Source organism: Brevibacillus massiliensis (assembly GCF_000311785.1).
Classification (GTDB): Bacteria; Bacillota; Bacilli; order Brevibacillales; family Brevibacillaceae; genus Brevibacillus_C; species Brevibacillus_C massiliensis.
Genome location: NZ_HE978545.1, coordinates 133,845 through 158,062, shown reverse-complemented (window position 1 = coordinate 158,062; position 24,218 = coordinate 133,845). Strand labels below are relative to the sequence as shown.

21 protein-coding genes and 1 pseudogene are annotated in these 24,218 nt (G+C 56.3%); 2 read left to right on the top strand and 20 right to left on the bottom strand.

From position 1 onward, the window contains the following. Positions 1-34: 34 nt before the first annotated feature. The gene (locus tag HGBM_RS20100; RefSeq protein WP_019122880.1) at positions 35-1,204 is read right to left on the bottom strand and encodes an endonuclease Q family protein; all 1,170 of its coding nucleotides are present in this window, start codon (positions 1,202-1,204) and stop codon (positions 35-37) included. Further along, entirely contained in the window at positions 1,204-1,764 is a 561-nt protein-coding gene (locus HGBM_RS20095) for an NUDIX domain-containing protein (RefSeq protein WP_019122879.1), read from the bottom strand. The genes HGBM_RS20100 and HGBM_RS20095 overlap by 1 nt, the downstream gene beginning before the upstream one ends. Before the next feature lie 99 nt (positions 1,765-1,863). Here HGBM_RS20095 and mciZ point away from each other — a divergent pair. After that, positions 1,864-1,926, top strand: a pseudogene (mciZ, locus tag HGBM_RS31885) (Z-ring formation inhibitor MciZ); the annotation flags it as partial. Position 1,927: 1 nt separating this feature from the next. Here the strand turns inward: mciZ and HGBM_RS31880 are convergent. The 12 genes from HGBM_RS31880 to HGBM_RS28105 form a co-directional block, all read right to left on the bottom strand. Next, entirely contained in the window at positions 1,928-3,124 is a 1,197-nt protein-coding gene (locus tag HGBM_RS31880) for a DUF3866 family protein (RefSeq protein ID WP_019122878.1), read from the bottom strand. 144 nt (positions 3,125-3,268) lie between these two features. Then, the gene (locus tag HGBM_RS20085) at positions 3,269-4,384 is read right to left on the bottom strand and encodes a M20/M25/M40 family metallo-hydrolase (RefSeq protein WP_019122877.1); all 1,116 of its coding nucleotides are present in this window, start codon (positions 4,382-4,384) and stop codon (positions 3,269-3,271) included. Between the two features lie 84 nt (positions 4,385-4,468). Beyond that, complete coding sequence (locus HGBM_RS20080) at positions 4,469-6,025, bottom strand: acyl-CoA carboxylase subunit beta (protein ID WP_019122876.1); 1,557 nt, start codon at positions 6,023-6,025, stop codon at positions 4,469-4,471. Further along, complete coding sequence (gene mce, locus HGBM_RS20075; RefSeq protein WP_019122875.1) at positions 6,022-6,855, bottom strand: methylmalonyl-CoA epimerase; 834 nt, start codon at positions 6,853-6,855, stop codon at positions 6,022-6,024. The genes HGBM_RS20080 and mce overlap by 4 nt, the downstream gene beginning before the upstream one ends. A 21-nt stretch (positions 6,856-6,876) precedes the next feature. Next, positions 6,877-8,529, bottom strand: a complete 1,653-nt coding sequence (locus HGBM_RS20070) for an acyl-CoA mutase large subunit family protein (protein ID WP_019122874.1) — start codon at positions 8,527-8,529, stop codon at positions 6,877-6,879. A gap of 318 nt (positions 8,530-8,847) precedes the next feature. Next, positions 8,848-10,887, bottom strand: coding sequence for a stalk domain-containing protein (locus HGBM_RS20060; protein WP_019122873.1), 2,040 nt, complete (start codon positions 10,885-10,887; stop codon positions 8,848-8,850). Between the two features lie 297 nt (positions 10,888-11,184). Next, positions 11,185-12,459, bottom strand: coding sequence for a dihydrolipoamide acetyltransferase family protein (locus tag HGBM_RS20055; RefSeq protein ID WP_019122872.1), 1,275 nt, complete (start codon positions 12,457-12,459; stop codon positions 11,185-11,187). Between the two features lie 39 nt (positions 12,460-12,498). Continuing rightward, a complete protein-coding gene (locus tag HGBM_RS20050; RefSeq protein WP_019122871.1) occupies positions 12,499-13,482 on the bottom strand; it encodes an alpha-ketoacid dehydrogenase subunit beta in 984 nt (327 codons plus the stop codon). A 12-nt stretch (positions 13,483-13,494) separates the two neighbouring features. Beyond that, positions 13,495-14,496: a thiamine pyrophosphate-dependent dehydrogenase E1 component subunit alpha gene (locus HGBM_RS20045; RefSeq protein ID WP_019122870.1), complete on the bottom strand. Its 1,002-nt coding sequence runs from the start codon at positions 14,494-14,496 to the stop codon at positions 13,495-13,497. 21 nt (positions 14,497-14,517) lie between these two features. Next, positions 14,518-15,939 (bottom strand): dihydrolipoyl dehydrogenase, encoded by a 1,422-nt coding sequence (gene lpdA / locus HGBM_RS20040; protein WP_019122869.1) that lies wholly within the window; start codon positions 15,937-15,939, stop codon positions 14,518-14,520. A 24-nt stretch (positions 15,940-15,963) separates the two neighbouring features. After that, positions 15,964-17,055: a Glu/Leu/Phe/Val dehydrogenase dimerization domain-containing protein gene (locus HGBM_RS20035; protein WP_019122868.1), complete on the bottom strand. Its 1,092-nt coding sequence runs from the start codon at positions 17,053-17,055 to the stop codon at positions 15,964-15,966. Positions 17,056-17,262: 207 nt separating this feature from the next. Further along, on the bottom strand, positions 17,263-18,999 hold the full coding sequence (locus HGBM_RS28105) for a sigma-54 interaction domain-containing protein (RefSeq protein ID WP_019122867.1): 1,737 nt from the start codon (positions 18,997-18,999) through the stop codon (positions 17,263-17,265). 332 nt (positions 19,000-19,331) lie between these two features. Between HGBM_RS28105 and HGBM_RS20025 the strand changes: the two genes are divergently transcribed. Beyond that, complete coding sequence (locus HGBM_RS20025) at positions 19,332-19,595, top strand: DUF2627 domain-containing protein (RefSeq protein WP_019122866.1); 264 nt, start codon at positions 19,332-19,334, stop codon at positions 19,593-19,595. Positions 19,596-19,647: 52 nt separating this feature from the next. On the opposite strand, the gene HGBM_RS20020 is transcribed toward HGBM_RS20025, so the two are convergent. The 6 genes from HGBM_RS20020 to HGBM_RS19995 form a co-directional block, all read right to left on the bottom strand. After that, a complete protein-coding gene (locus HGBM_RS20020) occupies positions 19,648-20,496 on the bottom strand; it encodes a hypothetical protein (protein ID WP_019122865.1) in 849 nt (282 codons plus the stop codon). Positions 20,497-20,508: 12 nt separating this feature from the next. Continuing rightward, positions 20,509-21,183 carry a glycosyltransferase family 2 protein gene (locus HGBM_RS20015; protein WP_019122864.1) on the bottom strand — a complete coding sequence of 225 codons (675 nt, stop codon included), beginning with the start codon at positions 21,181-21,183 and terminating at the stop codon, positions 20,509-20,511. Continuing rightward, on the bottom strand, positions 21,170-21,736 hold the full coding sequence (locus HGBM_RS20010) for a copper transporter (RefSeq protein ID WP_019122863.1): 567 nt from the start codon (positions 21,734-21,736) through the stop codon (positions 21,170-21,172). Before HGBM_RS20010 ends, HGBM_RS20015 begins: the two co-directional genes overlap by 14 nt. A 6-nt stretch (positions 21,737-21,742) precedes the next feature. Further along, positions 21,743-22,906 carry a putative cytokinetic ring protein SteA gene (gene steA, locus HGBM_RS20005; RefSeq protein ID WP_019122862.1) on the bottom strand — a complete coding sequence of 388 codons (1,164 nt, stop codon included), beginning with the start codon at positions 22,904-22,906 and terminating at the stop codon, positions 21,743-21,745. Positions 22,907-23,030: 124 nt separating this feature from the next. After that, positions 23,031-23,213: a DUF2759 family protein gene (locus HGBM_RS28100; protein WP_019122861.1), complete on the bottom strand. Its 183-nt coding sequence runs from the start codon at positions 23,211-23,213 to the stop codon at positions 23,031-23,033. A gap of 105 nt (positions 23,214-23,318) precedes the next feature. Next, positions 23,319-24,203 carry a metallophosphoesterase gene (locus HGBM_RS19995; protein WP_019122860.1) on the bottom strand — a complete coding sequence of 295 codons (885 nt, stop codon included), beginning with the start codon at positions 24,201-24,203 and terminating at the stop codon, positions 23,319-23,321. Positions 24,204-24,218 lie beyond the last annotated feature (15 nt).

The window sequence follows — 24,218 nt, the reverse complement described above, 5'->3', positions numbered from 1 at the left end:
CGGGGACAGCTATTCCTCTTGTCTCTCGTCCGGTTTAAACTTTCTTCACTTTCCCGTAGACCCCTGCACCGCCGGCTGTAACCTCCAGTGCGCCGGTTCGGGCCAATGCGATCGTCCTGGCAATTTTTGCGCCTACGACGGATGCGAGCGACGATTCGTCGACGCGATGAAGGATGTTCATCTCCGTACCAAAGGCATCGTACAGCTTGCCGCGCAGCTTGGGTCCCAGCCCAGGCACGAATTCCAGCGGGATTTGCTCTATGTAGGGCGGCCGGTGGGGCGGATGGACACCCGCCGGCAAAGTGGCCAGCTGGCTAATCCGCTCATCTACTCCCCGCACTACCGCTTTAAAGCCGCAGTGGGGGCAGCGTCCGTCTCCCTCCTTTGGCAATGGCGACTGGCACGACTGGCAAACAGTCCGATGGTATTTGCCCAGCCGAGGATGCAGGCCGTAGTTGGTCACAACCCGCCTTCCCGCCTCGCGCCGCAGCGCTTTGACCCATTCGTCAAAACACGGGTCGGCCATGGCGATCGCCTGGTACTCCCGCCCGATTTTGGAGAGGGAGTGGGCATCCGAATTCGTCAAGAAGGTCTTGTCGTGCAGTTCCCCCAAGCGGTCAGCCATCTCCGTATTGGCGCTGAGTCCCAATTCCACTGCGTAGATCAGCGAGGGGTCGGCCACTTCGGCAAGCGTATCGGTGCAGTTTCCGTACAAGCCTTTATGGGGGGTAAAGACGTGTGCCGGGACCATCACGCCGTCGTGTTCGAACAGCCAAGCCTGAAGCTCGCGAAGCGAAGCGCGGATTCGCTGCGAGCTGAGCGTCACGTTCTTGCAGCGGTCAGCCAGCCAGCGGGTAAACTGCTGCATCTCCGTTAGTCTCGGCAGGTAGCAGAGAAAGTGCGCCTCGCCGCGTCCCGGCTCTTTGATCTCCACCTCGCACCCGAGCAGCAGCGTCGTCCCCTTGTAGCGGATTCCCCCCTGTTCAAGCGGCTTCGCCGCCCCCTGCTCGATCAACCCGATCAGTTCGCTTTGCACCTCCGGCACGTGGGAATCGATAATCCCGATCAAATCCATGCCTTTGCGGTCGGAAGACTCGGCTAAAATCCGCGTCAAGGTCATCTGGCGGGAGGCCGTTATCTTTACCGGCTTGCCGCTTGGCGTGCCGCCGATGTGAATATGCAGATCGCAGAAGTAGCTGTTCATCAGCTATCCCCGTTCTTCAGCTTCCGGTTTTCCCAGGCAAACAAAGCCAACACCGTCTTGGCGTCACAGATCTCCCCGCTGGCGTGAAGCTCCTTGGCCGCTTCCAGATCGAGGTGCAGGACTTCCACGAATTCATCCTCATCCAGGTGAAGCTCGCCTTTTTTCAAACCGGTCGCGATGTAGAGGTGCAGCTTTTCGTCGGCAAATCCGGGCGAGGTATAAAACGTGCTGAGATGGGTAAACTGGGATGCCTGATAGCCCGTTTCTTCCTCCAGCTCGCGGGCGGCACAGGCGAGCGGTTCTTCCCCTGCCTCCAGCTTTCCGGCGGGTATTTCGACGATGGTCTTCTCCAGCGGTTTGCGAAATTGCCGGACGGCGACCAGCTTATCGTCGGCCGTCAGCGCCAGTACAGCGACAGCCCCTTGATGGTTGACGATCTCCCGTTTGGCTGTCTTGCCGTTTGGCAGCAGGACCTCATCCACCTTTACCTTGATGATCCTCCCGTCGTATACAGGCTGGCTGTGCAGCGTCTTTTCCGCGAATCGATCTTCAGTTGGCATGTCTCTCTCCTCCTCAAAATTGGTTCTATCTCTGTCGGCTGATCATATGCTTACTACCAATCAAGCTTGTCCCCAAACAAATTGAAAGGGAGTGGACCAATGATGAAAACATATTGCTCCTCGCGGCACCTGCGCATCGTCGGAAAAGCCTGGGAGATCCGGGCTAAGCTTCGCGGCTGGGCCGGGAATCCCATGACGCTGCAAGAATGGCTAGGGCGTCTTGACCGGGCGGCAAAACGCTGAGCAGATGGCGCTGCACAAGCGCGTGGAGGGCCAGTTCGGCGGCGACATAACAGGTCTGAAGCGGACTTGGTTCTTCCGTCAGGTCGCGTCCCATCGTCGTGATCGTAAGCGGATATCCGTGCTGCAGGCGGGCGATCGTCTCGACGTCCGGTGCCGGTGAGAGCAGCCGATGGTGCATACGGGAGAGACTGTCTGCTTGTTCTTGCCTTGCGAGCAGCGAGTCGCGATGATCGCCGAAGCGGGGCACACAATACAGAACCGGAGCCAATGCAAAGCGCTTCAGCACCGTCCGTGTATGGTGGCTCATGCCGTGATGGCGCTCCCGCGGATCGGCGAAGCCAATGCGGGGGACGAATACCGGCACCCCCTCCAGGCAGGAAGCTGCGTGAACCGCCTCGGCTGTCTGCATGCCCGAAAAACCGTAATTGGTGCCCGTCCCAACCACCCCTGGTCCCAGCATGCAGAGAATGACATCAGCCGCAGCCAAGTGCTTTGCCGCCAGCAGGCCGGTGTGCAGGTTTACCGCATCAAAATCGCCGCCCCAGGCGTGTCCTGTCGTCACGGTGGCCGAGAGAATCCCTCTGTGCTTCAGCAGGGCGACATGCCGGCTGAAAGCAATGGGCAATGAGGCTCCATCTGGCATCACGTACACGATCCGGCAATCGGGCTGAAGCTGTTTGATGGCCAGCGCAACAGACGGCAGCATGCTGTGAAGTTCCCCGATCACCACCGGAGTCCGCTCCAGGGTAACCGACTCATCGCAAAACAGTGAGTGATGAGGACTCCCCTGCTCCTCGACAGAGTCGACAGCCAGCTGCAGCGGTGTGTAACGCATTTTCATCACATGCCCCCACGCAGTCGGGTGCAGATCGTCCACCCGTGACTCATCCGGATTCAGGCGGGCCACAACAAAATGGCAGCCGCCCGTTCCCAGCCCCAGCTCCACACTGGTTGTATTGAGCAATACCAGTTCCCCCGGGGCGCACTTCACCGCTCCAGAGGTGAAAAAGCAGGCTGACTCCCGCTGCTGTGTCGCAGTCATCACCACGTCGAGCGTCTGCATTCCTTCCCGTTCGGCGACGATTTCCACTACCTTGGCGACAGCTAAGCGGAGCATGCAGCCTTCCTCCTCCGTTCCACTCCTTCATCTAGATCATATGCCGCCTCTGCGAAATCCATACGGTCGCTCTGCCACAGCATTGGTTTAACACGGAAAAAGAGGCAGGAATCCCCATACCTCTTTTTGCCTGTATTCCCTTCTTTACGCCAAGACTTCTTCCACGATCGCCAGGACCAGCTCGGAAGCTTTGTACAGTTCTTCCAGCGGAATCCGTTCATTGGTCGTGTGAATCTCTTCATACCCGATGCCAAAGTTAACCGTCGGAATGCCGTAGCCGTTGAAGACGTTGCCGTCGCTCCCGCCGCCGCTGCTCTCCAGCACAGGTTCGCGTCCCACCCGCTTGATTGCCGAGATTGCTTTTTTCACAACCGGTGTGTTTTCGTCGTATTTAAATCCGTGGTACATAAAGGTCACTTCATTTTCGCAGCGGGCGCCCATCTCGGCTGCAGCAGATTCAAACGCAGACGTCATTTTGTTCACTTGCGCTTCCAGCTTATCCATCACAAGGCTGCGAGCCTCCGACCATATCTCCACGTAGTCGGTAACGATATTGTACGCCTTGCCGCCTTCAAACCGGCCGATATTGGCCGTGGTATCCGCATCGATCCGCCCCAGCGGCATCCGCGAAATCGCCTTGCTTGCGACCGTAATCGCACTGATGCCGTCCTCTGGATTTACTCCGGCGTGTGCCGCCTTGCCGTAAATCTTCGTGACAATCCGGTACTGACCGGCACCGGCGGATACGATCGACCCGACCTTGCCGGTAGAATCAAGCACAAAGCCCATCTCAGCCTTCAGCAAGCTGCTGTCCATATGGCGCGAACCGACCAATCCCGACTCTTCGCCGACACTGATCACGACCTGAATCGTCGGATGGGGCAAATTCTTCTCCTTTATCGTGCGTACTGCTTCCAGAATCGCGGAAATCCCGGCCTTGTCATCAGCGCCGAGAATCGTTGTGCCATCGGAATACACATAGCCGTCCTTGACGATCGGTTTCACTCCGTTCCCCGGAACCACCGTATCCATGTGGCTGCTGAACATGATCGCCGGCCCTTCGGCATTTCCCGGGAGCGTGGCAATCAGGTTGCCCGCGCCATGTCCTGTCTTGGCCGCCGCATCGTCTTCCTCGACGGTTAAACCGATGGCTTCCAGCTTCTCCTTCAGCACCTTGGCGATCGCTGCTTCATGTTTGGTTTCGCTGTCGATCTGGACCAGCTCCAAAAATTCCTGGAGCAGCCGTTCTTGATTGATCAAGAAAATTCCTCCTACCCTCGTGATATTTCACTAAATGAGACCAAGTTTTAGTATACCCTAACAAAATGGTATCTTCCATGAAATCTACAGCGGGATGTTGCCATGCTTTTTCGCCGGTCTGGTTTCCCGCTTGCCCCTCAGCATCCGCAGCGTCTGCTTGAGGTGTTTGCGCGTCTCGCGCGGGTCGATTACGTCGTCCACCATCCCGTGCTCTGCAGCCACGTAAGGATTGGCAAACATCTCCCGGTACTCGGCGATCTTTGCCTGCCGCGTCGCCGCGGGGTTGTCGCTTTGCTCGATCTCGCGGGCAAAGATGACCGTGGCCGCGCCCTCCGGTCCCATGACGGCAATCTCCGCGTTCGGCCATGCGAAGACCATATCGGCTCCGATCGCCTTGGAGTTGAGCGCCACGTACGCACCGCCGTATGCCTTGCGGGTAATGACGGAGATCTTCGGCACCGTCGCCTCCGAGTAGGCATACAGGATTTTGGCACCGTGCCGGATGATGCCCCCGTGCTCCTGGTTGACCCCGGGGAAAAATCCGGTGACATCGACAAAGGTGATCAGTGGAATATTGTACGAATCACAGGTGCGAATAAACCGTGCCAGCTTGTCGGACGAATCAATATCCAGTCCCCCTGCCATCACCTTCGGCTGGTTGGCAATCAGGCCGACGCTGTGCCCGTCAATCCGGCCGAAGCCCACCACAATATTGCGGGCGAAGTCCGGCTGCACCTCCATAAAGTCACCGTGGTCGACGATCAATTCCAAGACTTTTTTGACATCGTACACTTTCGTACCGGCTACCGGCACCAGTTCGATGATCTCCTCCAGCCAGTCGCCCTCAGCTCCCTGGTACTCCAGGACAGGCGGTGCTTCCCGGTGGCTTTGCGGCAAAAAGCCCAGCAAGCGCCGCACCTGTCCCAGCACCTCTTCTTCCGTGGGCGCACAGAAGTGGGCGTTGCCGCTGATCGAAGTATGAACGCGAGCTCCACCCAAATCCTCACTGGATATCTTTTCGCCCGTTACTGTTTCAATCACCTTCGGTCCGGTGATAAACATCTGCGAGGTCTTCTCCACCATGAAGACAAAGTCGGTGATCGCCGGCGAATAGACCGCTCCCCCGGCACACGGACCCAAGATGACGGAGATTTGCGGAATGACCCCGGAGTAGATGGCATTGCGGTAAAAGAGATGGCCATATCCGTCCAGGGAAACGACCCCCTCTTGAATGCGGGCTCCCCCGGAGTCGTTCAACCCGATGATCGGAGCGCCGTTTTTGGCGGCCAGATCCATGATCGTCGCAATCTTTCTGGCGTGCATCTCGCCCAGCGCGCCGCCAAATACGGTAAAATCCTGGGCGAAGACGTACACCAGCCGGCCGTGGATGGTTCCGTACCCGGTTACGACGCCCTCTCCCGGCGCTTCCATTTTGTCCATGCCAAAGTTTGCCGCCCGATGCTTGACGAATGTGTTCAGTTCGATAAAACTGCCCGGGTCCAGCAGGATGTCAAGCCGCTCCCGCGCTGTCAATTTTCCTCGATCGTGCTGGGCGCTAATCCGTTCATCACCGCCGCCCAGTTCGATTTTCCGCTTTTTATCGTACAATTCATCTATTTTGGCGTACATGTCTTCACTCATGGGCGGGCCTCCTCAGAAGCGGGATACTGGCACAGCTCAAACAAAACGCCATTGGCGGCTTTCGGGTGAAGGAATGCGATCCGGGCCTGGTGCGCCCCGTCCTTCGGTTCCTCGTTGATCAACGAAATACCGCTTGCTTTAAGCTGAGCCAGACGTTCCTCCAGATTGTCCACAGCGAGCGCCACGTGGTGAATGCCTTCGCCGCGCTTTTCCAAAAACTTCGCGATCGGGCTGTCCGGATGAAGCGGCTCCAACAGCTCCAACCTGCTGTCGCCGATGCCGAGGAAGGCGACCCGGACCTGCTCGCTCTCAACCACTTCTGTTCCCAAGAGCGGCAGGCCTACTTTTTTGTAAAAGGGCAGCACGGCTTCCAGGCTTTTTACCGCGATGCCGATGTGGGCGATTTTTTTCGGCGGCTCCAAAAACGCCAGCGGCTTGCGTTTGATATGGCTGCGGATAAACTCCGCCGTTTCCTTCGTTGACGTCCCCGGAGTAAAAATCTTGGCAATGCCTTGCGCCTCCAGGAAAGGAATGTCCTCCTGCGGAATGACGCCGCCCGCAATGACGAGGATATCTTCGGCCTGCCGTTCGCGAAGCAGGCGAATCACTTCCGGGAAGAGTTCATTGTGGGCGCCGGACAAGCAAGAGAGCCCGATACAATCGACGTCCTCCTGGATGGCGGCATTGACGATTTGCGCCGGGGTCTGCCGCAGCCCCGTGTAGACGACCTCCATCCCTTCATCCCGCAGGGCTTGGGCGATGACAAGCGCACCGCGATCATGTCCGTCCAGCCCCGGCTTCCCGACTAGAACCCGTATCTTTTGTTCCATTTGTCACGTCCCCCTTTTCCCTTAGACAGCGCGATATTCGCCAAAAACTTGCCGCAGCACGCCGCATATCTCCCCGATCGTCGCGTAATGACGCACACAGTCCAGGATCAGCGGCATCAGATTCTCCGATCCGGCAGCTCCCTGGCGAAGCTGAGCGAGCGTTTGCTCTACAAGCGCATTGTCTCGACGAGCCCGCAGTGCGGCCAGTTTTTCCGTCTGTTTCCGCCCCAGGGCAGGATCGACGCGATGCAGCTCCGGCTGCGCCTCGTGTTCCAGCCGGAAGCAGTTCATCCCGACGACCAGTTCCTCGCCGCGTTCGATCCGCCGCTGTGTCTCGTACGCCTGTTTGTGGATCTCCCGCTGCATGTATCCCGCCTCCACAGCTGCGACGGCACCGCCCATTTGTTCGATCTTTTCCATATATTCAAGCACTTTCAACTCGATCTGATCCGTCAGCGACTCGACGTAATAAGAACCGGCCAGCGGGTCGATCGTATCGGCGACGCCGCTCTCGTAGGCGATGATCTGCTGCGTGCGCAAGGCGATCCGGGCAGACTCTTCCGTCGGGAGCGCCAGCGCCTCGTCGCGGGAGTTGGTGTGCAAGCTCTGCGTTCCGCCCAGTACCGCCGCCAGCGCCTGAAGCGTCACCCGGACGATATTGTTGTCCGGCTGCTGGGCCGTCAGCGTGGAGCCCCCTGTCTGGGTGTGCACGCGGAACTGCCAGGACTTGGGGGTTTTCGCTCCGTATCGCTCGCGCATCAGCCGCGCCCAGATCCGCCGTGCCGCCCGGAACTTGGCGATCTCCTCAAAAAAGTAATTATGCCCGTTAAAGAAGAAGGAAAGCTGCGGGGCAAACTGGTCAATGTCGAGACCCGCCTGCAGTGCCGCCTCTACGTAGGCAATCCCGTCCGCAAGCGTAAAGGCAACCTCCTGGACCGCCGTCGCCCCCGCCTCGCGGATGTGGTAGCCGCTGATGCTGATCGTGTTCCACTTGGGAACATGCTCGGCGCAGAAGGCAAAAATGTCCGTTATCAATCGCATCGACGGCTGGGGCGGGAAAATGTATGTCCCCCGCGCAATGTACTCTTTTAAAATATCATTTTGAATCGTCCCGGCGAGCTTTTGGGAGGGCACCCCTTGCTTCTCACCCACCGCGATGTACATCGCGAGCAGGACGGAAGCGGGAGCGTTAATCGTCATCGACGTGCTCACCTTGTCTAAGGGGATCCCCTGCAGCAGGGTCTCCATGTCTTCAAGCGAATCGATCGCCACACCTACTTTGCCGACTTCTCCCGCCGCCATCGGATCGTCGGAGTCGTAACCGATCTGTGTCGGCAGATCAAACGCAACGCTTAAACCGGTTTGCCCCTGTTCGAGCAGGTAGCGAAACCGCTGATTCGTCTCTTCCGCAGACCCAAACCCGGCATACTGCCGCATCGTCCACAAACGCCCCCGGTACATGGTCGGCTGTACGCCCCGCGTGTACGGATACTCACCGGGAAACCCGATTTTTTCCATGTAAGCGTCGTCAATCTGCTGCGGCACATAAAGGTTGTCAACCTCGATGTCAGATGAGGTGGCAAACCGTTCCTTCCTCTCAGGCGTTTTTTCCAGCCGTTTGGCAACCTCGGCTTGCCACTCTTGATAGAGTTGGGTAAAATTTTTGGTGGACATGCGTTTTCCCTCCGTTTCCGTCTCCCCTGAAGAAAAACCATCGCTGCTTGATTTCACTGTGCCACGCTTCAATTCTAGCACAGCTTAACGCATTTTGATCCTTAAAAATTTCGATCATACACACTTTATGGCATGCGAGGAGGTATTTTGCGTGAAGCGTTCAACCGTCGCCAAGTTGATTATTTTGCTGCTTGTCGTCTCACTGGTTCTGCCCATGATGTACATCGGACGATAGGCGGCCGCATTTTTTCCAGCGAACAACAAAACGCTCCCGGGTGACCACCGGGAGCGTTTCTCGTGACCTTGTCACTGGTTTATTTACTTGTACATGACGATGCTGGAGCTTGCTGCGTCCCAGCCCAAGGTGTATTTGAGGGTGTCGGAAACAAAGCGGATCGGGAGCATTGGCATGTTGTCCTTCAATTGTACTGCTACAGGCAGTTTGACTGTGGTTTTGCCGATCTTCGCCTGATTGGAGCCGACAGTAAACTGGATGACAGTCGTACCGCTGGTGATCGTCGCTGTCTTATTATTCCACTGGGTCGTCAAGCCAAGCCCGTCTTTAAAGAATTGCGCCGGCACCAGCGTATTTCCGTTGAACGTATACGGTGCGGTCGTCAGGTTTTTCGTCACCCCGCCTTTGGTGAAGGAAGCCGCCCCTACCTTCATCATCACGGCATTGGCAGGCAGAATATTGACGGAACGGGTGATCAGCGGAGCTTTTTCATTGGAAGTGTACACCGCCAGATTGTACTGTCCGGCCGCCGCTGGCGTTACGATGTTTGCCCCCTCGCCGATGACGACGTTTACGGCTTGGTTCGCGGGAATATCCTGTGCCGGATATACCACCAGGTTTTGCCCGCGCAGGGCGACATAGCTGGGCGCCAGGCCGTTTACGGTAAAGGACGAGGTGCTGAACGAAGCCGGCATGCGGAAACCGCTCGGGAACGCGATCTCGAAGAAATCCTGGTTTTTGGTCAGCGGCATGCCCAGTCCGTTGAGTCCGACGTTGATCGTCGTCGCCGTAGACGGGAGCGTCTTCGTAAACGTAATCGCGGCCGTAGAGTTGTCGACCGTGGTCGGATTTGTCGGGTTGGTCGGGTTGACTACACTGCCCGTCCGGCTGCCGCTGATCTCGAAGCTCTTCGACGTGATCGTGCTGCCGGCTGCCTTGACCGTCAGCGTGTAGGTTCCCGGCAAGTTCGGGTTGGTAATCCCTGCACGCGGCTCGAAAACTACTTTAATTTTGCTGTCGTCCTTAAAGGTGAACGGTGTCGTAATCGTCACTTTTCTGCCGGATACGCTGGCAGACCGCGCCGTCTCACCATTGATCTTGACGTAAGTGGAGAGCACGGTAGAAGGCACCATCAGCGAGTCCGGGAACTCCACTTCGATCTCCTGGTTGGATTTCAATTTCTTGCCCAGGTCAAACTCAAAGGTGTAGCTGGTAGCGGCGCCGGCGTAATTATCGGAAAGATCTACTTTAAAGTCCTTGGAGGCTGAGCCGCTGGACCCGCTGATCGAAAATTCTTCCGAAGTGTACCGGGTGCTTTTGTATTTTACTTCGATCGTGTAATCGTCATCTCTTCTCGGACTCTTGATGCCGGCGGATCTGCTGAAGTAGATGTCTAATGTATCGTCTTTATCCGCATTTTTGGGAACCTTGATCCGGACTTCTTTTCCGCTGATCGTGACGTCATCCGGCTCGTAGCCGTTGATTTCAACGTCTCTTGTGTCGATCCGGCTAGGCAGCATGCTGGAATCAGGGAAGGTGACGTAAACAAGGTCCCCCTTCTTCAGATCGTCCCTCAGGTCGATCCTTCCCAGCTTCAATGAGGTTTTTTCATTGGTATCCCTGGCGTCCATTTCGACAGAGAAATCGCTTCTGCTGCTGTTGCTGGAACTGTTGCTTCGATCGATGTAGATGGTAGCAGAGCGCGAGGATTCGTTTGTCGTGCTCACCTTGATCGTGTAGTCATCGTAATATCGCGGATTGACCACGCCGTCGATTTCGACTCTCACCTTGTCGTCCCTGTACAAATCACGTGGAACTCGGATGGTAATTTTTCCCCCGCTGACGCTGACCCTGCTGGCCTCTCTGCCGTCTACGGTTACGTCAGAGGTCCGGACTCCACTGACATCGTAGTCCCTGGGGAATTCGACATAGATGTTATCCCCGGCATCCAGGTCTTTGTCCAAGTAAAAATCAATCGTATAGGTAGTTTCCTCATCTACGTACTCGTCATCGGCACGAATGTCGAGGCTGGAAATCGCATAAGCGTTCGGCACAGCTGCCAACGGACTGGTGACAACTGCAGTCGCAAGTAGGAAAGGCAGCACTCTGTTTTTCTTTCGCATTGTTCTCCTCCCAATCTCTAATCTTCTTCTAAAAAACCAATAGATGTCTAAAGTTTACCATAAATCGATAATAGAGGGAATATTTATGTAAACATTTTATCGGAATTTATCAGTTCCCGGGAGATTTTCCATATGAATGTTCCCCCCGCTTCCTCCCTCATAGGATTATGACGGAGCGGCCCGAAAAAACGTTACACCCTCTGCGAAAAAAAATAGAAAGCCCGATTGATCTGTGGCTTCCTATTTTTGATCTGATAAAAACCGGGGCCAGGCTCTTTTGGCAGTCGCCCTCAAATGCTAAAACAGGTTTGTCTGCGGGCCGATGTTCTCCAGCTTCTCTTTTACCCGCTGGAGAAAACGGCCGCAAACCAGCCCATCCAGCACCCGGTGATCCAGCGACAGGCACAAATTGACCATCGAGCGGACGGCAATCATATCGTTGATGACGACAGGCCGTTTGACGATCGATTCGACGCTCAGGATCGCCGCCTGCGGCGCATTGATGATCGGTGCGGACAATACGGAGCCGAACGAGCCCGTATTATTGACGGTAAACGTGCCGCCTGCCATGTCATCGACCGTCAGCTTGCCGGCGCGGGTCCTGCCCGCCAAATCCTCGATTGCCTTGGCGATGCCGTAGATCGATTTTTGATCGGCCGCCTTGATGACGGGAACGTACAGCGCATCCTCTGTCGCTACGGCAATCGAGATATTGATGTCCTTCCTGACGATAATTTTGTCTTTGTCCCAAGACGAGTTAAGCATCGGGTACTCTTTTAACGCCTCGACTACCGCTTTTATAAAAAAGGGCAGGTAGGTAAGGTTGATGCCCTCCTTTTGCTTGAATTCATCCTTTACCTTGTTGCGGTAGTTGACGAGATTTGTCACATCTGCCTCGACCATCATCCAGGCGTGCGGGATTTCGTGCTTGCTCTGGACCATTCGCGCAGCGATGGTTTTCCGCACGGAGGAAACAGGAATCACCTGGTCGCCCGCGCCGGGATTGACAGGTGGAGGCGGTGTCGGCTCGGCTGTCTGCGGCAGTGCGGCCGAGGGGGCATGGGCCCTGGGCAAACCGCCTTGTTCGATGATTTTTTGTACGTCCTTGCGGGTAATTCTCCCTTCCGCGCCGGTTCCTGTCACCTGTGACAGATCGATGTCGTGTTCCTGGGCCAGCCGCATGACGGCGGGAGAGTAGCGCTGTTTTCCCGTGACAGGGGCGACGCGGGCCGGTTCGAATTCGATCGGCTTGAGTACCGGCGATTCCCCTTCCCCAGCGCCTGCCGGGGCCGGTTCTGCCGCTTCCAACGCAGCCTCCTCAGACGCGGCTCCGCCATACTCCTCAATCGACATGATCGGCGTTCCCACGGCTACGGTTTCCCCTTCCGGCACCAGGATATCGACGATCCGTCCGGACAGTGCAGCCGGCACTTCCGCGTTTACTTTATCTGTCGTGACTTCGGCCAGCGGATCGTACTTGTTGACGACATCCCCTGTTTTGACCAACCATCTGGAGATGGTGCCCTCTGTCACGCTTTCCCCCAGTTGGGGCATGAGCACTTTTGTTGCCATGTTCTATCCTCCTCAAGTCTAGAGGTTAGTATGAAAGATCTAAAAATGGGCCAGTTCTCTCATCGCTGCCAGCACTGTGTCAGGGTTTAGCATAAAGAACTTCTCCAGTGGCGGACTGTATGGCATCGCCGGCACATCCGGACCGCACAGGCGCTTGATCGGCGCGTCGAGATCAAACAGGCAGTGTTCCGCGATAATCGCCGCGACCTCGCCGCCGACTCCGCCTTCTTTATTGTCTTCGTGAACGATCAGCACTTTGCCGGTCTTCGCTGCCGCTTCCACGATCGCTTCTTTATCCAGCGGGTAGAGCGTGCGCAGATCGAGGACGTGGGCGCTGATTCCTTCCTGTGCCAGTTTTTCCGCCGCCTGCAGGGCAAAGTGGAGCGTCAGGCCGTAGGAGATCACCGTGATGTCCGTACCCTCGCGCTTCACATCCGCCTTGCCGATCGGCAGCACGTAATCCGTCTCCGGAACCTCGCCCTTGATCAGCCGGTAACAGCGCTTGTGTTCAAAAAACAGCACCGGATCCTCGTCGCGGATCGCCGCCTTGAGCAGCCCCTTGGCGTCGTATGGCGTAGAGGGAACAACGACCTTTAGTCCAGGCACGTTCGTGAACATCGCCTCTACCGACTGGGAGTGGTACAGCGCCCCGTGAATCCCGCCGCCGAACGGCGCGCGGATCGTCAGCGGACAATGCCAGTCGTTATTGGAACGATAGCGGATTTTTGCCGCTTCACTGACGATTTGGTTCACGGCAGGCATAATAAAATCGGCAAACTGAATCTCGGCAATCGGACGCATGCCGTAAGCGGCTGCGCCAATCGCCACTCCGACGATCGCCGATTCGGCCAGCGGTGTATCGAGCACCCGCTCTTCGCCAAATTCCTCGATCAAACCATTGGTGGCGCGAAACACTCCCCCGCGCACTCCGACGTCTTCCCCTAAAACAAATACGCCGGGATCGCGGCGCATCTCTTCGCGCATCGCCATGGTGATTGCATCTATATATGAAATGACAGCCATCTCTCTTCCCCCTTACGCACCGTAGACGTGGGTTAAAGCAGATTCGGGAGCGGGATACGGGGCGTTCTCCGCATAATCCGTCGCTTCGTCTACTTCCGCCTGCACCCGTTCCAACAGTTCTTTCTCAGACGTGTCATCAAGCAAGCCGATTTCTTTCAAATAAGCGGCAAAACGCAGAATGGGATCCTGCTTTTTCGCCTCTTCCACCTCTTCGCGTGTGCGGTATGTGCGGTCGTCATCGTCACTGGAATGCGGCACCAACCGGTAGGTAACCGCTTCGATCAGCGTAGGACCCCCGCCTGCCCTGGCGCGCTCCACTGCTTCCTTCATGACCCGATAGGTTTCAATCGGGTCGTTTCCGTCTACGCTGATCCCCGTAAAGCCGTAGCCAACCGCCCGGTCTGCCACGCTCTCGCAAGCCAGCTGTTTTTTCAGCGGGACAGAGATCGCGTATTTGTTGTTTTCGCAGAAGAAAATCACCGGCAGCTTGTGAACGCCGGCAAAGTTGGCTCCCTCGTGAAAATCGCCCTGGTTGCTTGAGCCTTCTCCGAAGGAAGTAAATACGACCAGATCTTTCCCTTGCATTTTGCCAGCCAAGGCGATCCCCACCGCGTGCGGCACCTGTGTCGTCACCGGACTTGATCCGGTCAGGATATTCAGCTTTCTGCTGCCGAAGTGGCCGGGCATCTGTCTGCCGCCGCTGTTGGGATCTTCCGCTTTGGCAAAAGCGGACAGCATGCAGTCGCGCGCTGTCTGCCCGAAGACCAGTACGACGCCAAGGTCCCGATAGTAAGGACAGAGGTAGTCTTTTCCTTTCTCCAAGGCAAACGCTGCTCCGATCTGTGCCGCCTCCTGTCCCTGGCAGGAGATCACAAACGGCACCTTTCCCGCACGGTTTAACAGCCATTGGCGCTCGTCGATTTTTCTCGCCAACACCATGTAGTAGAACATGTCAAGCACCTGCTGATCGCTTAACCCAACGGCCTGATGCCGATTTTGCGCCTGGTTGGACATGCTAATGCCTCCTTTGTCTCTCTATGATTGAATGGCCGACCCGTCTACGGCTAACGCCGCTTCGCCCATCGCTTCGGAAAGTGTCGGATGTGGGTGAATCGTGTGGGCAATCTCCCACGGTGTCGCGTCCAACACCCGTGCCAACCCTGCTTCGGAGATCAGCTCGGTCACGTGCGGGCCGATCATGTGGACGCCGAGCAAATCGTCTGTCCGGGCATCTGCCACCAGTTTGACAAACCCGTCGTTTTCACCGTAAACCAGCGCCTTGCCCAGCGCTTTAAAGCTGAACCTGCCGGTTTTCACCTCATACCCCTGCCGTCTCGCCTCCGCCTCCGTCAGGCCGATGCCGGCCACTTCCGGACGGCTGTACGTGCACCTCGGCACCTTCGTGTAATCCAGGGGAGCAGGGCTTAGCCCCGCCATATGCTCGACGGCGATCATTCCTTCATGTGAGGCGACATGGGCTAGCTGCAGGCCGCCGATCACGTCTCCGATGGCGTAAATGTGCGGTTCTGCCGTCTGGTAAAACGGCCCCACCTCGATCACTCCCCCATCCACCTTCACTTCCGTCGCTTCTAGCCCAAGGTTCTCCACGTTGGCCCTGCGTCCGACTGATACGAGCATTTTCTCGGCATGGAAACGCTGGACGCCGCCTGCGGTTTCTGCTTGAATCGTCAAACCGCCTTGCCCGCGGACGAGCGTTTCCGCCAGGAGTTTGGCCCCCGTGACAACTTTTACTTTGCGTTTTTTCAGCAAGCGGGCCATTTCCCGGCTGACCTCTTCATCCTCTTGCGGCAGGATCCGCTCGGCTGCTTCGACAACCGTCACATCCACTTCAAGGTCGCTCAGCATCGAAGCCCATTCGATGCCGATCACGCCGCCTCCGACGATGAGCATGGAGGCCGGCAGCGTATCCAGTTGGAGTGCTTCATCGGCTGTCAATACGTACTCTTTGTCAATCTCCAGGCCCGGTATCGTCCGCGGCCGTGAACCGGTGGCCAAGAGCAGGAACCGGGGAACGATCATCTCTTGTTCCCCTGCCTCGTTCTCGATCCGCACCGCTCCTGCCTGCGGAGAAAAGATGGAGGGCCCCATTACCCGGCCGTACCCTTTGAAAACGGTGATCTTCGACTTCTCCATCAGGTACTGGACACCTTTGTGCAACTGGTCTACGATCCCCTGTTTGCGGGTCTGCATCTTGCCGAAGTCGATGCCCACCCCTTCGGCGACAATGCCGTATTTATCCCGTTCCTTCAACGTAGCGTACACCTCTGCGCTGCGCAAGAGAGCCTTGGAGGGAATGCAGCCGCGATGCAGACAGGTGCCGCCTAGTTTCTCCTTCTCGACAATCGCCACTCGCATACCGAGCTGGGCCGCGCGTATCGCCGCGACGTATCCGCCAGGACCGGCCCCGAGGATGGCGAGATCAAATTCTTGTGACATTTACGTTTTCTCCTTTTCTTTACTTCACTTGGACAGTACGGATTTTCCGTTGCGCAAAAACGTGCTGCGGGACTTCGCCACGCTGGCAATCCGTTCTTCCGCCAGGCGATCTGCTGCCCGATAGGAGGGAATGCGCTCCCGTTCGGCAATTTCAAAAACGTCCAAGATCGTGTTGTAGATCGCCTCTACCTTTTTCAGCGCCCGCTCGCGATTGTACCCTTGCAATTCATCTGCGACATTGATCACGCCGCCTGCATTGATGACGTAATCGGGCGCATAGACAATCCCCATCTCGCTGATGATATCACCATGGCGCTCCTCTTTCAGCTGATTGTTCGCAGAACCGGCGATGACCTTCGCTTTGAGGAGCGGGATTGTGTCGTCGTTGATGACCGCGCCCAGCGCACACGGCGAGAAGACGTCGCAGTCCACGCTGAAAATCTCGTTCACTCCAACCGCCTTTGCGCCAAAATCGGCGACGGCACGATCGACGTTCTCCTGATTGATATCTGTCACGATCAGATCGGCGCCTTCTTCGTGCAGATGCTTGCAAAGACTGGAAGCGACGTTCCCGACCCCCTGGATCGCGACGACTTTTCCTGAAAGGCTGTCGCTGCCAAAAGCGATCTTGGCAGCCGCCTTCATTCCGCGGTAGACGCCGTAGGCAGTCATGGGCGATGGATTCCCGCTTGAGCCGAACTCGGGTGAAACCCCGGTCACGTAATCCGTTTCCAGGTGGATCAGGTCCATGTCAGCTACACTCGTTCCGACGTCTTCCGCCGTGATGTAGCGTCCGTTCAACCCCTGAATATACCGGCCCAATGCGCGGAACAGCGCTTCGCTTTTATCTTTTTTCGGATCTCCGATGATGACGGTCTTTCCGCCGCCGATATTGAGTCCGGCCGCCGCGTTTTTATAGGTCATGCCTCTAGCCAAGCGCAAAGCGTCAACAATTGCTTCCTCTTCCGTACGGTAGGGCCACATCCGCAGGCCGCCGAGAGCAGGACCCAAGGTGGTATCGTGAATGGCAATCACAGCTTTCAGCCCGGAGTTTTCGTCCTGGCAAAAAACCAGCTGCTCGTAGTCGTAGCGCTGCAGATAGTCGAAAATTTGCATGGAATAAGCCTCCCGCAGTGTGGTCTGATCAGTACATATTCTTCCATCAACGTTTTTCTTATAGTTTACTGCAATATCTTCGTCTATGTACTTTAGCAAGAGATATGCCAACTACGGAAAGCATGAAAGCGTTTTATTCATCATGACATGGTATGCATGTATTTGCAGAAGCTGACTGGAAATTGCATGCAATAAATTGCACAGCGATCAATCCTTGCGCTCTTGCTGAATCCCGTATTTTTCCATTTTATAGTACAAACTGCGAATGGAAATGCCCAGCCGTTTGGCTGCTTCTGTCCGGTTCTTTCCGCATTCCGCAAGCACTCTGGCTATATGGAGCCGCTCCGCTTCTTCCAGTACTGCCTTAAGCGGGCTGGGAATCGCTTGTCTGCGGTTTGCCGGCTGCTGGTCACTCTCCATTCCACTCTTCACTTCCAGCGGCGGCAAGTGTTCGGGCAGGATCGTCGATTCACTGAACTTCATGTTGATCATCGCCCGCCCCAATACGTTTTCCAGCTCGCGAACGTTCCCCGGCCAGTGATAGGCACTGAGAATCTGCAGTGCCGCCGGCGCGATCCCCTCGACGTTGCGCCCGTATTCGAGATTGTGCTTGCGCAGGAGATGCATGGCGAGCGGATAGATATCCTCGCCCCGCTGCCGCAAGGGAGGAATGTGAATCGGGACGACATTCAGCCGGTAGTACAGGTCCTCGCGGAATTGTCCGGTCGAAATCGCCGACTCCAAATTCACGTGTGTGGCGGTAATAATCCGAACGTTGATCGGAATCGCTTTGGTCCCGCCGACGCGGACGATTTCGCGCTCCTGCAGGACGCGAAGCAGCTTGGCCTGGGTGCTGATGGACAATTCACCGATCTCGTCGAGAAAGATGGTACCGCCGCTTGCTTCCTCAAACAGCCCCGGCTTTCCGCCCCGCTTCGCGCCGGTGAAAGCTCCTTCCTCGTAACCGAAAAGTTCGCTCTCCAACAGAGATTCTGTCAATGCGGCACAGTTCACCCTGACAAACTGGTTGTATTTGCGCTGACTGGCATTATGTATCGCGTGAGCAAACAGCTCTTTGCCCGTTCCCGACTCACCGCGCAGCAGCACCGTCGCCGGGGTCATCGCGGCCCGCTCGGCCTGTTCGATCGCCATCCGAATCGGTTCGCTCTCGCCGATGATGTCGGCAAACGTGTATTTGGCCTCCAGCTTGCGAATGATGCGGCGGGCTTTTTCCAACTCCTCGGTCAACGTCTTAAACTCGGAGATATCGTGGATGACGGCGACGCTTCCCTTTAATATGCCGTCCACCATTACGGGGGCGACGTTCACGATCACATCTCGCCGGTTCGGTCCGATCTTCATCGGGACGCCGCGCACCGGCTTTTTCGTATGTAAGACCTGCATATGCATGCTCTCTCCCTCGGAGATGTCCACCGTAGCCGGTTTGCCGATGACATCTTCATAGGCCAGCCCGGTCAGCCTGGTGTAGGCCGGATTGATCAGCAGCCCGTTTCCATCGGCATCGACCACCGAGATGGCCTCGTCGGAAGAATGGATAATCGCCTGCAGCATGCTCTTCAACTCTTTCAGATCGGTGACTTCTTCAGCCAATGCCATGACTTCGGTAATGTCGCGAAAAATCGCCACAGCCCCGACAATCTCGCCGGATTCGCCCCGCACCGGCACCCGGTTGGTGATAATCCGGGTCTTGCCCAGGAGTTCCTGCTCCTGATGCAGTTCGGATTGTCCCGTCTGCAGCACGATGTGCAGCCTGGTGTTGGGAATCGTCGCTTCAGCCCGTGTGCCAATCACTCGCCTGGCCTCTAAACCGGTCAATTGTTCTGCAGCCTTGTTAAACAGGGTGATGACCCCGCTGGCATCAACGGCAATAATCGCATCATGGGTGGAGTTAAGCATGAAATCGTATTCCCTTTGGCTGTACATGCCCCTCCCCCTTTCCCCCCTATTCAAGAAAGCATCACACATCGTCGAAAGGGCTCCTGAAATCGAAAGCTTTGCTTACACAACTAGTATAACTTCGAGACTTCTCTCCCTTATCCTGCTGCCAGAGTGTCGGAACACATTTTACGAATTAATTTGAAAACTCAGCGTCAGTCAAGTCTGCCGAAAACGCGGCAGCGCCTGGCAGAAGCTTTTCTTCATTGTAACGCATTTCAAGCGTTGGACAAGAGATGGGGAATCGTTTAAGATGAGGTTGGCTTATTTTTTACAAAGGAAAATGGGATCTTGTCGGCAGGCAAAGGAAGTGATCGAAAATGCTCGGGCAAAAGCTGGTCGCCCTCCTCATCATGGCTGTCCCGGTTGTCGTCGCCGGATTCGGCATCAAATTGATGCGGGACACCTTTTATCAGTACTTTGATCCGGAAATCAACCAGTTCCTCTGGGGGCATTTTTTGTTGGGAATGGTGCTGTTCGTCATCCCGGTCGCCTTCATCGGCGGCTTTGTGCTCCATCATGACCGCAAGCGCAACCGCGTACAACCCCGGTTTATGCGGCGTGACCCCGAGGAGGATGACTAGGGAATATCGCCGTGCTGCCAAGGGCCAGACTGCTCTGCCCTTGGCCTCTTTTTTAACGGGCTCCCCATTTATCAAAGAGGTGGAGCAGGGGATACCTGCCGATCACTTTGGAAATAGAGAAGAACTCTGCTCCCGCGTGCAGGATCATCAGCAGAATCAAAATCACGATCTTCGCGATGAACGAAGGCCCGGTGATGAACAGGACCCCCAGGAGAAAACCGAGGTAATTGGCCCCGGTGTCGCCAAGCATAATCATCCGCTGCATCTCGGGGATGAAAAACCAGATCGTCGCACTGAGCACAGGCAGATAGAGAATCCATGCCACCGAGTCGTAGACAAGCGGAGTGGCCAGCATCACGGCCAGGGAGAACATCCAGAATACCTTGATCGCCCGGCCGGGACGTAAATCAAACAGATTGAGCATATTGGCGCTGAGCGCCAGCAAACCGGTATGGACAAGCATCTCCCAGAAATTAGAGGACAGCCCCATACTGACAATAAGCGAGGTTCCCCCGATCCCCCACGCCTTTAACAGTCCGCTGGTGAACCGCTGTTCCTTCCACAAGACCTGCAAGTGGCCGCGCAGCCCCTTGGGACCTCTATCGGTAGATCGGTCGTCTTGCAACCCCCACAGAGCAACTGCGACAGAGCCGATAAAGATCATCACGAAAGAGCGAAGGCCGATTAAAATAAACCCCAACCAGTAAAAAAAACCGAGCAGTGCGACGATCGATAGATTGATCGTCACCAGCAGCACCAATCCGCCTGCCGTCGGGGTAAGCTTTCTGGCAAAATTCAATCTGCACAGCCTTCGCCGCATGATCAGATGATACACAGGCGGGTAAGCGAATACGTGGACAAACAAGGGCAGAAAAAATGCCAAGAGAAAATAGGAGATCATCTTCGGCGTTCTTCACCGCCCTTCCCGCCACTTCAGACCAAGCGAGCGGCTGATCGCAATCAATTCTCTTCCGCGGTGCAGGAATCCCGCCAGATTATTTCCGTACTCCCGGTGGCGAAAGTGCACCGGTACTTCCAATAGCCGGTACCCGGCTCTTAGCGCATCGATTGTCATGGCTACTTCTATGCCAAATCCGTCATCGAGACTGCCCAGAGATTCCAGAACCTCACGCCGAACGGCCCGTTGTCCAGACAGCGGGGCTGTCGGGTCAAAGCCGGTCAGGTAACGGATTCCGCGGCGGGCTACCGCTTTGGCTACGCCAAACCCGGCACGGCGCCCGGGCGGCGGCAGCTTGGCAATCGCCATGTCGCACCATCCCGCCTTGACCGGATGCAGCAAGTGATTGGCGTGCATCGCGCTCTCCCGCAAATCGCTGTCGAGGAACAGCAGCACATCTCCACTCGCCTCCCGCCAGCCTGTTTGCAGGGCAGCACCCTTTCCCCGGTTGACAGGCTGACGGATGACCCGGTCGGCCCAGCCGCCTGCCAGCTCGGATGTCTGGTCGCTGCTTCCATCGTCGATCACGATCAATTCCTGGCAGGGAACGTGGCGGCGTATAGCCTGGAGGGTCTGGACTATGTTTGCCGCTTCGTTGTACGCCGGGACGAGAATGCTAACTTTTTTCACGTTCCCACCTCACCTCTTTGATCAACTCCCTGACCTTCTCCAACAGCTTCCATTGCTCAGTCGGGGACTTAGGCGCGTTATCCACCCGCATCCACCTTACGTTTCCCGCGAGGCTGTTCAGCCAATGGGGAGTTTCTCTGCCCAGGATGAGCAGCGAAACCGACTTGGCTTCTCTCTCGCTCTGCCCGTAACGGTACTCAGCTACCTTCAACCCGGCCAGGCCAAGCACTTGCTCTACCTCGCCCGAAGCCGCCGTCTCCGGCCGCCAGATGTACAACTGCTGTCCATTCAAAACGTCGGCGAACCTGGCAGCCAGCAAATGAATCACCTCTTCGTTGTTTCGCTCTACCTGGGCGATTAACTGATTGACCTGCTCTTTCAACGCTTGATTGCTTTTCAGCGCTTGATTGTACCTCGCTTCGAGACGATGCCAGAACTCCTGCTCCTTTGCCGAAAACCAGGACTGCCCTGCCGTGCCGCCGAGCAGTATGCCAATGCCAAGGGCCAGGAAGATCGCAGCAATCGCGATGAGATGATAGCGAAAATGGATCATCGTCTCCTATGAGGTGAGCAGCTGCCAATGTTTCCAGACCATCTGGGCGGCACGGCGGGTAACGGGATTGACGGCAAACAAAGCGACGATCGGCACCAGCGCAGCCGCTGCAAAAAAGGTCAAGGCGTGCCACGACATTCTCGGCTGGTAAAGCCTGCTGACACCCTTGGCATCGATCAGCCGCGCCCCGATTTTGGTTCGGACCAGGAGGGTGCTGCCCATCCCCTTCCGTCCTTTCTCTAAAAAGTCGATCATATTCGTATGGGTGCCGATCGTGACGATCAGTTCCGCCTGGTGTTCGTATGCCAGCAGCATGGCGACGTCCTCACTGGTGCCCGGCGCCGGAAGCACGTGGCAGGGGATGCCTAAACCGTCGATTCGCTCCTTTCCTGGCGCCCGCCCATCCACGTAGGCATGGACGACGATTTCGGCGCCACAGGCCAATGCCTCATCTGTCACGCTGTCCATGTCCCCGACGATCAGGTCGGGCCTGTACCCGTTCTCCAAAAGCACGTCGGCCCCGCCATCGACGGCGAGCAGAATCGGCCGGCGATCCTGTATGTAAGTCCGCAGCAAGCGCAAATCCTCCCGGGTATGCTTGCCCCGAACCACCACCACGACATGTCGATGGGCCATGTCAGTTTGCAGCGCCAGCTTTGCGAGCGGCTGCAAAAACAACTCTTTTTCCCGGCTGGCATATGTCAGCGTATTATCGATGAACTGGGAGAGCATGAGCGGCAAACGACTCTGGGCAATTTGCCACTTCTCCTCCACCTCTTCTTTCGAAATCGGATGAAGTGGGCAAAACGGCTGCCATTCGCCGTCGCCCTTCACGTAAAGCCGGTCGTTTGCGAGCCTCGCCAAAGTCCCCTCGGGCAGCTCCAGCAGCCGCACAGACTCGCTGCCTGTTGCTTCATATAGCGGCACGTGCCCTTCCAACAAGCGTCTGGCCCCCATCGCCGGATAACTTCCGGTCATGTAGGACGCGGTGTTGATCACCGCCCCAACTCTTGCCTGAAGCAGTGCTTCCGCTGCCATTTCATCGAGATTCTCATGGTGCACAACAGCTACCTGCCCCGGCTGAATCCGTTTGCAGAGCTGTTTGGTCTTGCTGCCGGCAATCAGTTCCACTTCAGTAGGCAAGGAGAAGGCAAATTTGCGCTTGACCACGTAATCCCACCTCCAGCCATAGTATGGCAATTGTTGCCGTCTGCCATGCGCCAAAGCGCCCGGTATACGAGGCAAAAAAAAGAAGCTGTACCAGTGTACAGCCCCCTCTTGCGGTTTCTATCAATTATGCACCTTGAGTGGCATAGTAGATGATCAACACGTCGGCAAACAGGAAAACAGCCAGGGAGATGATAGAATAGACGACAGCAAACATATTTCGTGCCTTGAAAGAGCGAACGACTCCAAAGGCAATGAGAATCGTAAGGATAAACATAACAAAGTCAAACAGATTCAGATTCACAATCATACAACTCCTTTATAAATGTTCAACGACCATGTTACAATGCCACTTCCCATTATATAGTCTACCCCAGTGCGATACAAGACATATCCCGATTTGTGACAAACGAATTCACAAATTGTTCCTGCCTGCCGCAAGCGAGGCGCTGCGAAGCGTTAAAAGGGTGATTTCCGGGCGGCAGAAAAAGCGGATAGGCAGGATCGTCGTGCCAATACCTCTATTCGTATACACCAGCAGGGAAGCGCTGTCTACTTTCTGCAATCCGTCGGGGTATTTTTGGCCGTACTCCGGCGTAAGGATCGGGCCGATGAACGGCAGCCGGACCTGGCCGCCATGGCTGTGCCCGGACAGCTGCAAATCAACCGGAAATCCGCCCGCGTAATCGGCAAAATCAGGCTCGTGGGCGAGCAATATCGTAAACTTTCCTTCGGGAATGCCCCGCAAGGCCTGCTGCAGATCCGGCTTTCCGTACAGCACGTCATCCACTCCCGCTATGTAAAGGGCCTTTTCCAAGCTTCCTGCGGCCCCATGCTGATTTTGCAGCAGTTGAAATCCCGCTTGTGAAAGCACCTTCGCGACCTTTTCGGAACCCGAGCGGTAGTCGTGATTGCCCAGTACGGCCCATTTTCCCAGGCGTGATCGCAGTTTCGACAGCGCGGAGACGATCTCTTTCGCATCTTCCACCCGGCTGTCAAACAGGTCGCCGGTAAAACAGATGAGGTCAGGCTGCAAACCGTTCACCTGCCCCACCACTTTCAAAAGGTGCTGCGGCGAGAAGTAATGTCCTGCATGCACATCGCTGAAGTGGACGATTCGCAGTCCGTCCAGGTCGGCAGGCAGGCGTTCAAACGCAATAACCTGTTCGCGAATGGCGATCCAGAATCTTTCGATACATACGGAGTACAGGCAGGCCCCCGCCATCGCGATCACGCCGTTTTTGAGCGTCTTTAAAAACCGGCGTCGGGTGACCTTCCCGCTTTCAGGCTGAATTTTCACGTCGCTTCTCCTAAC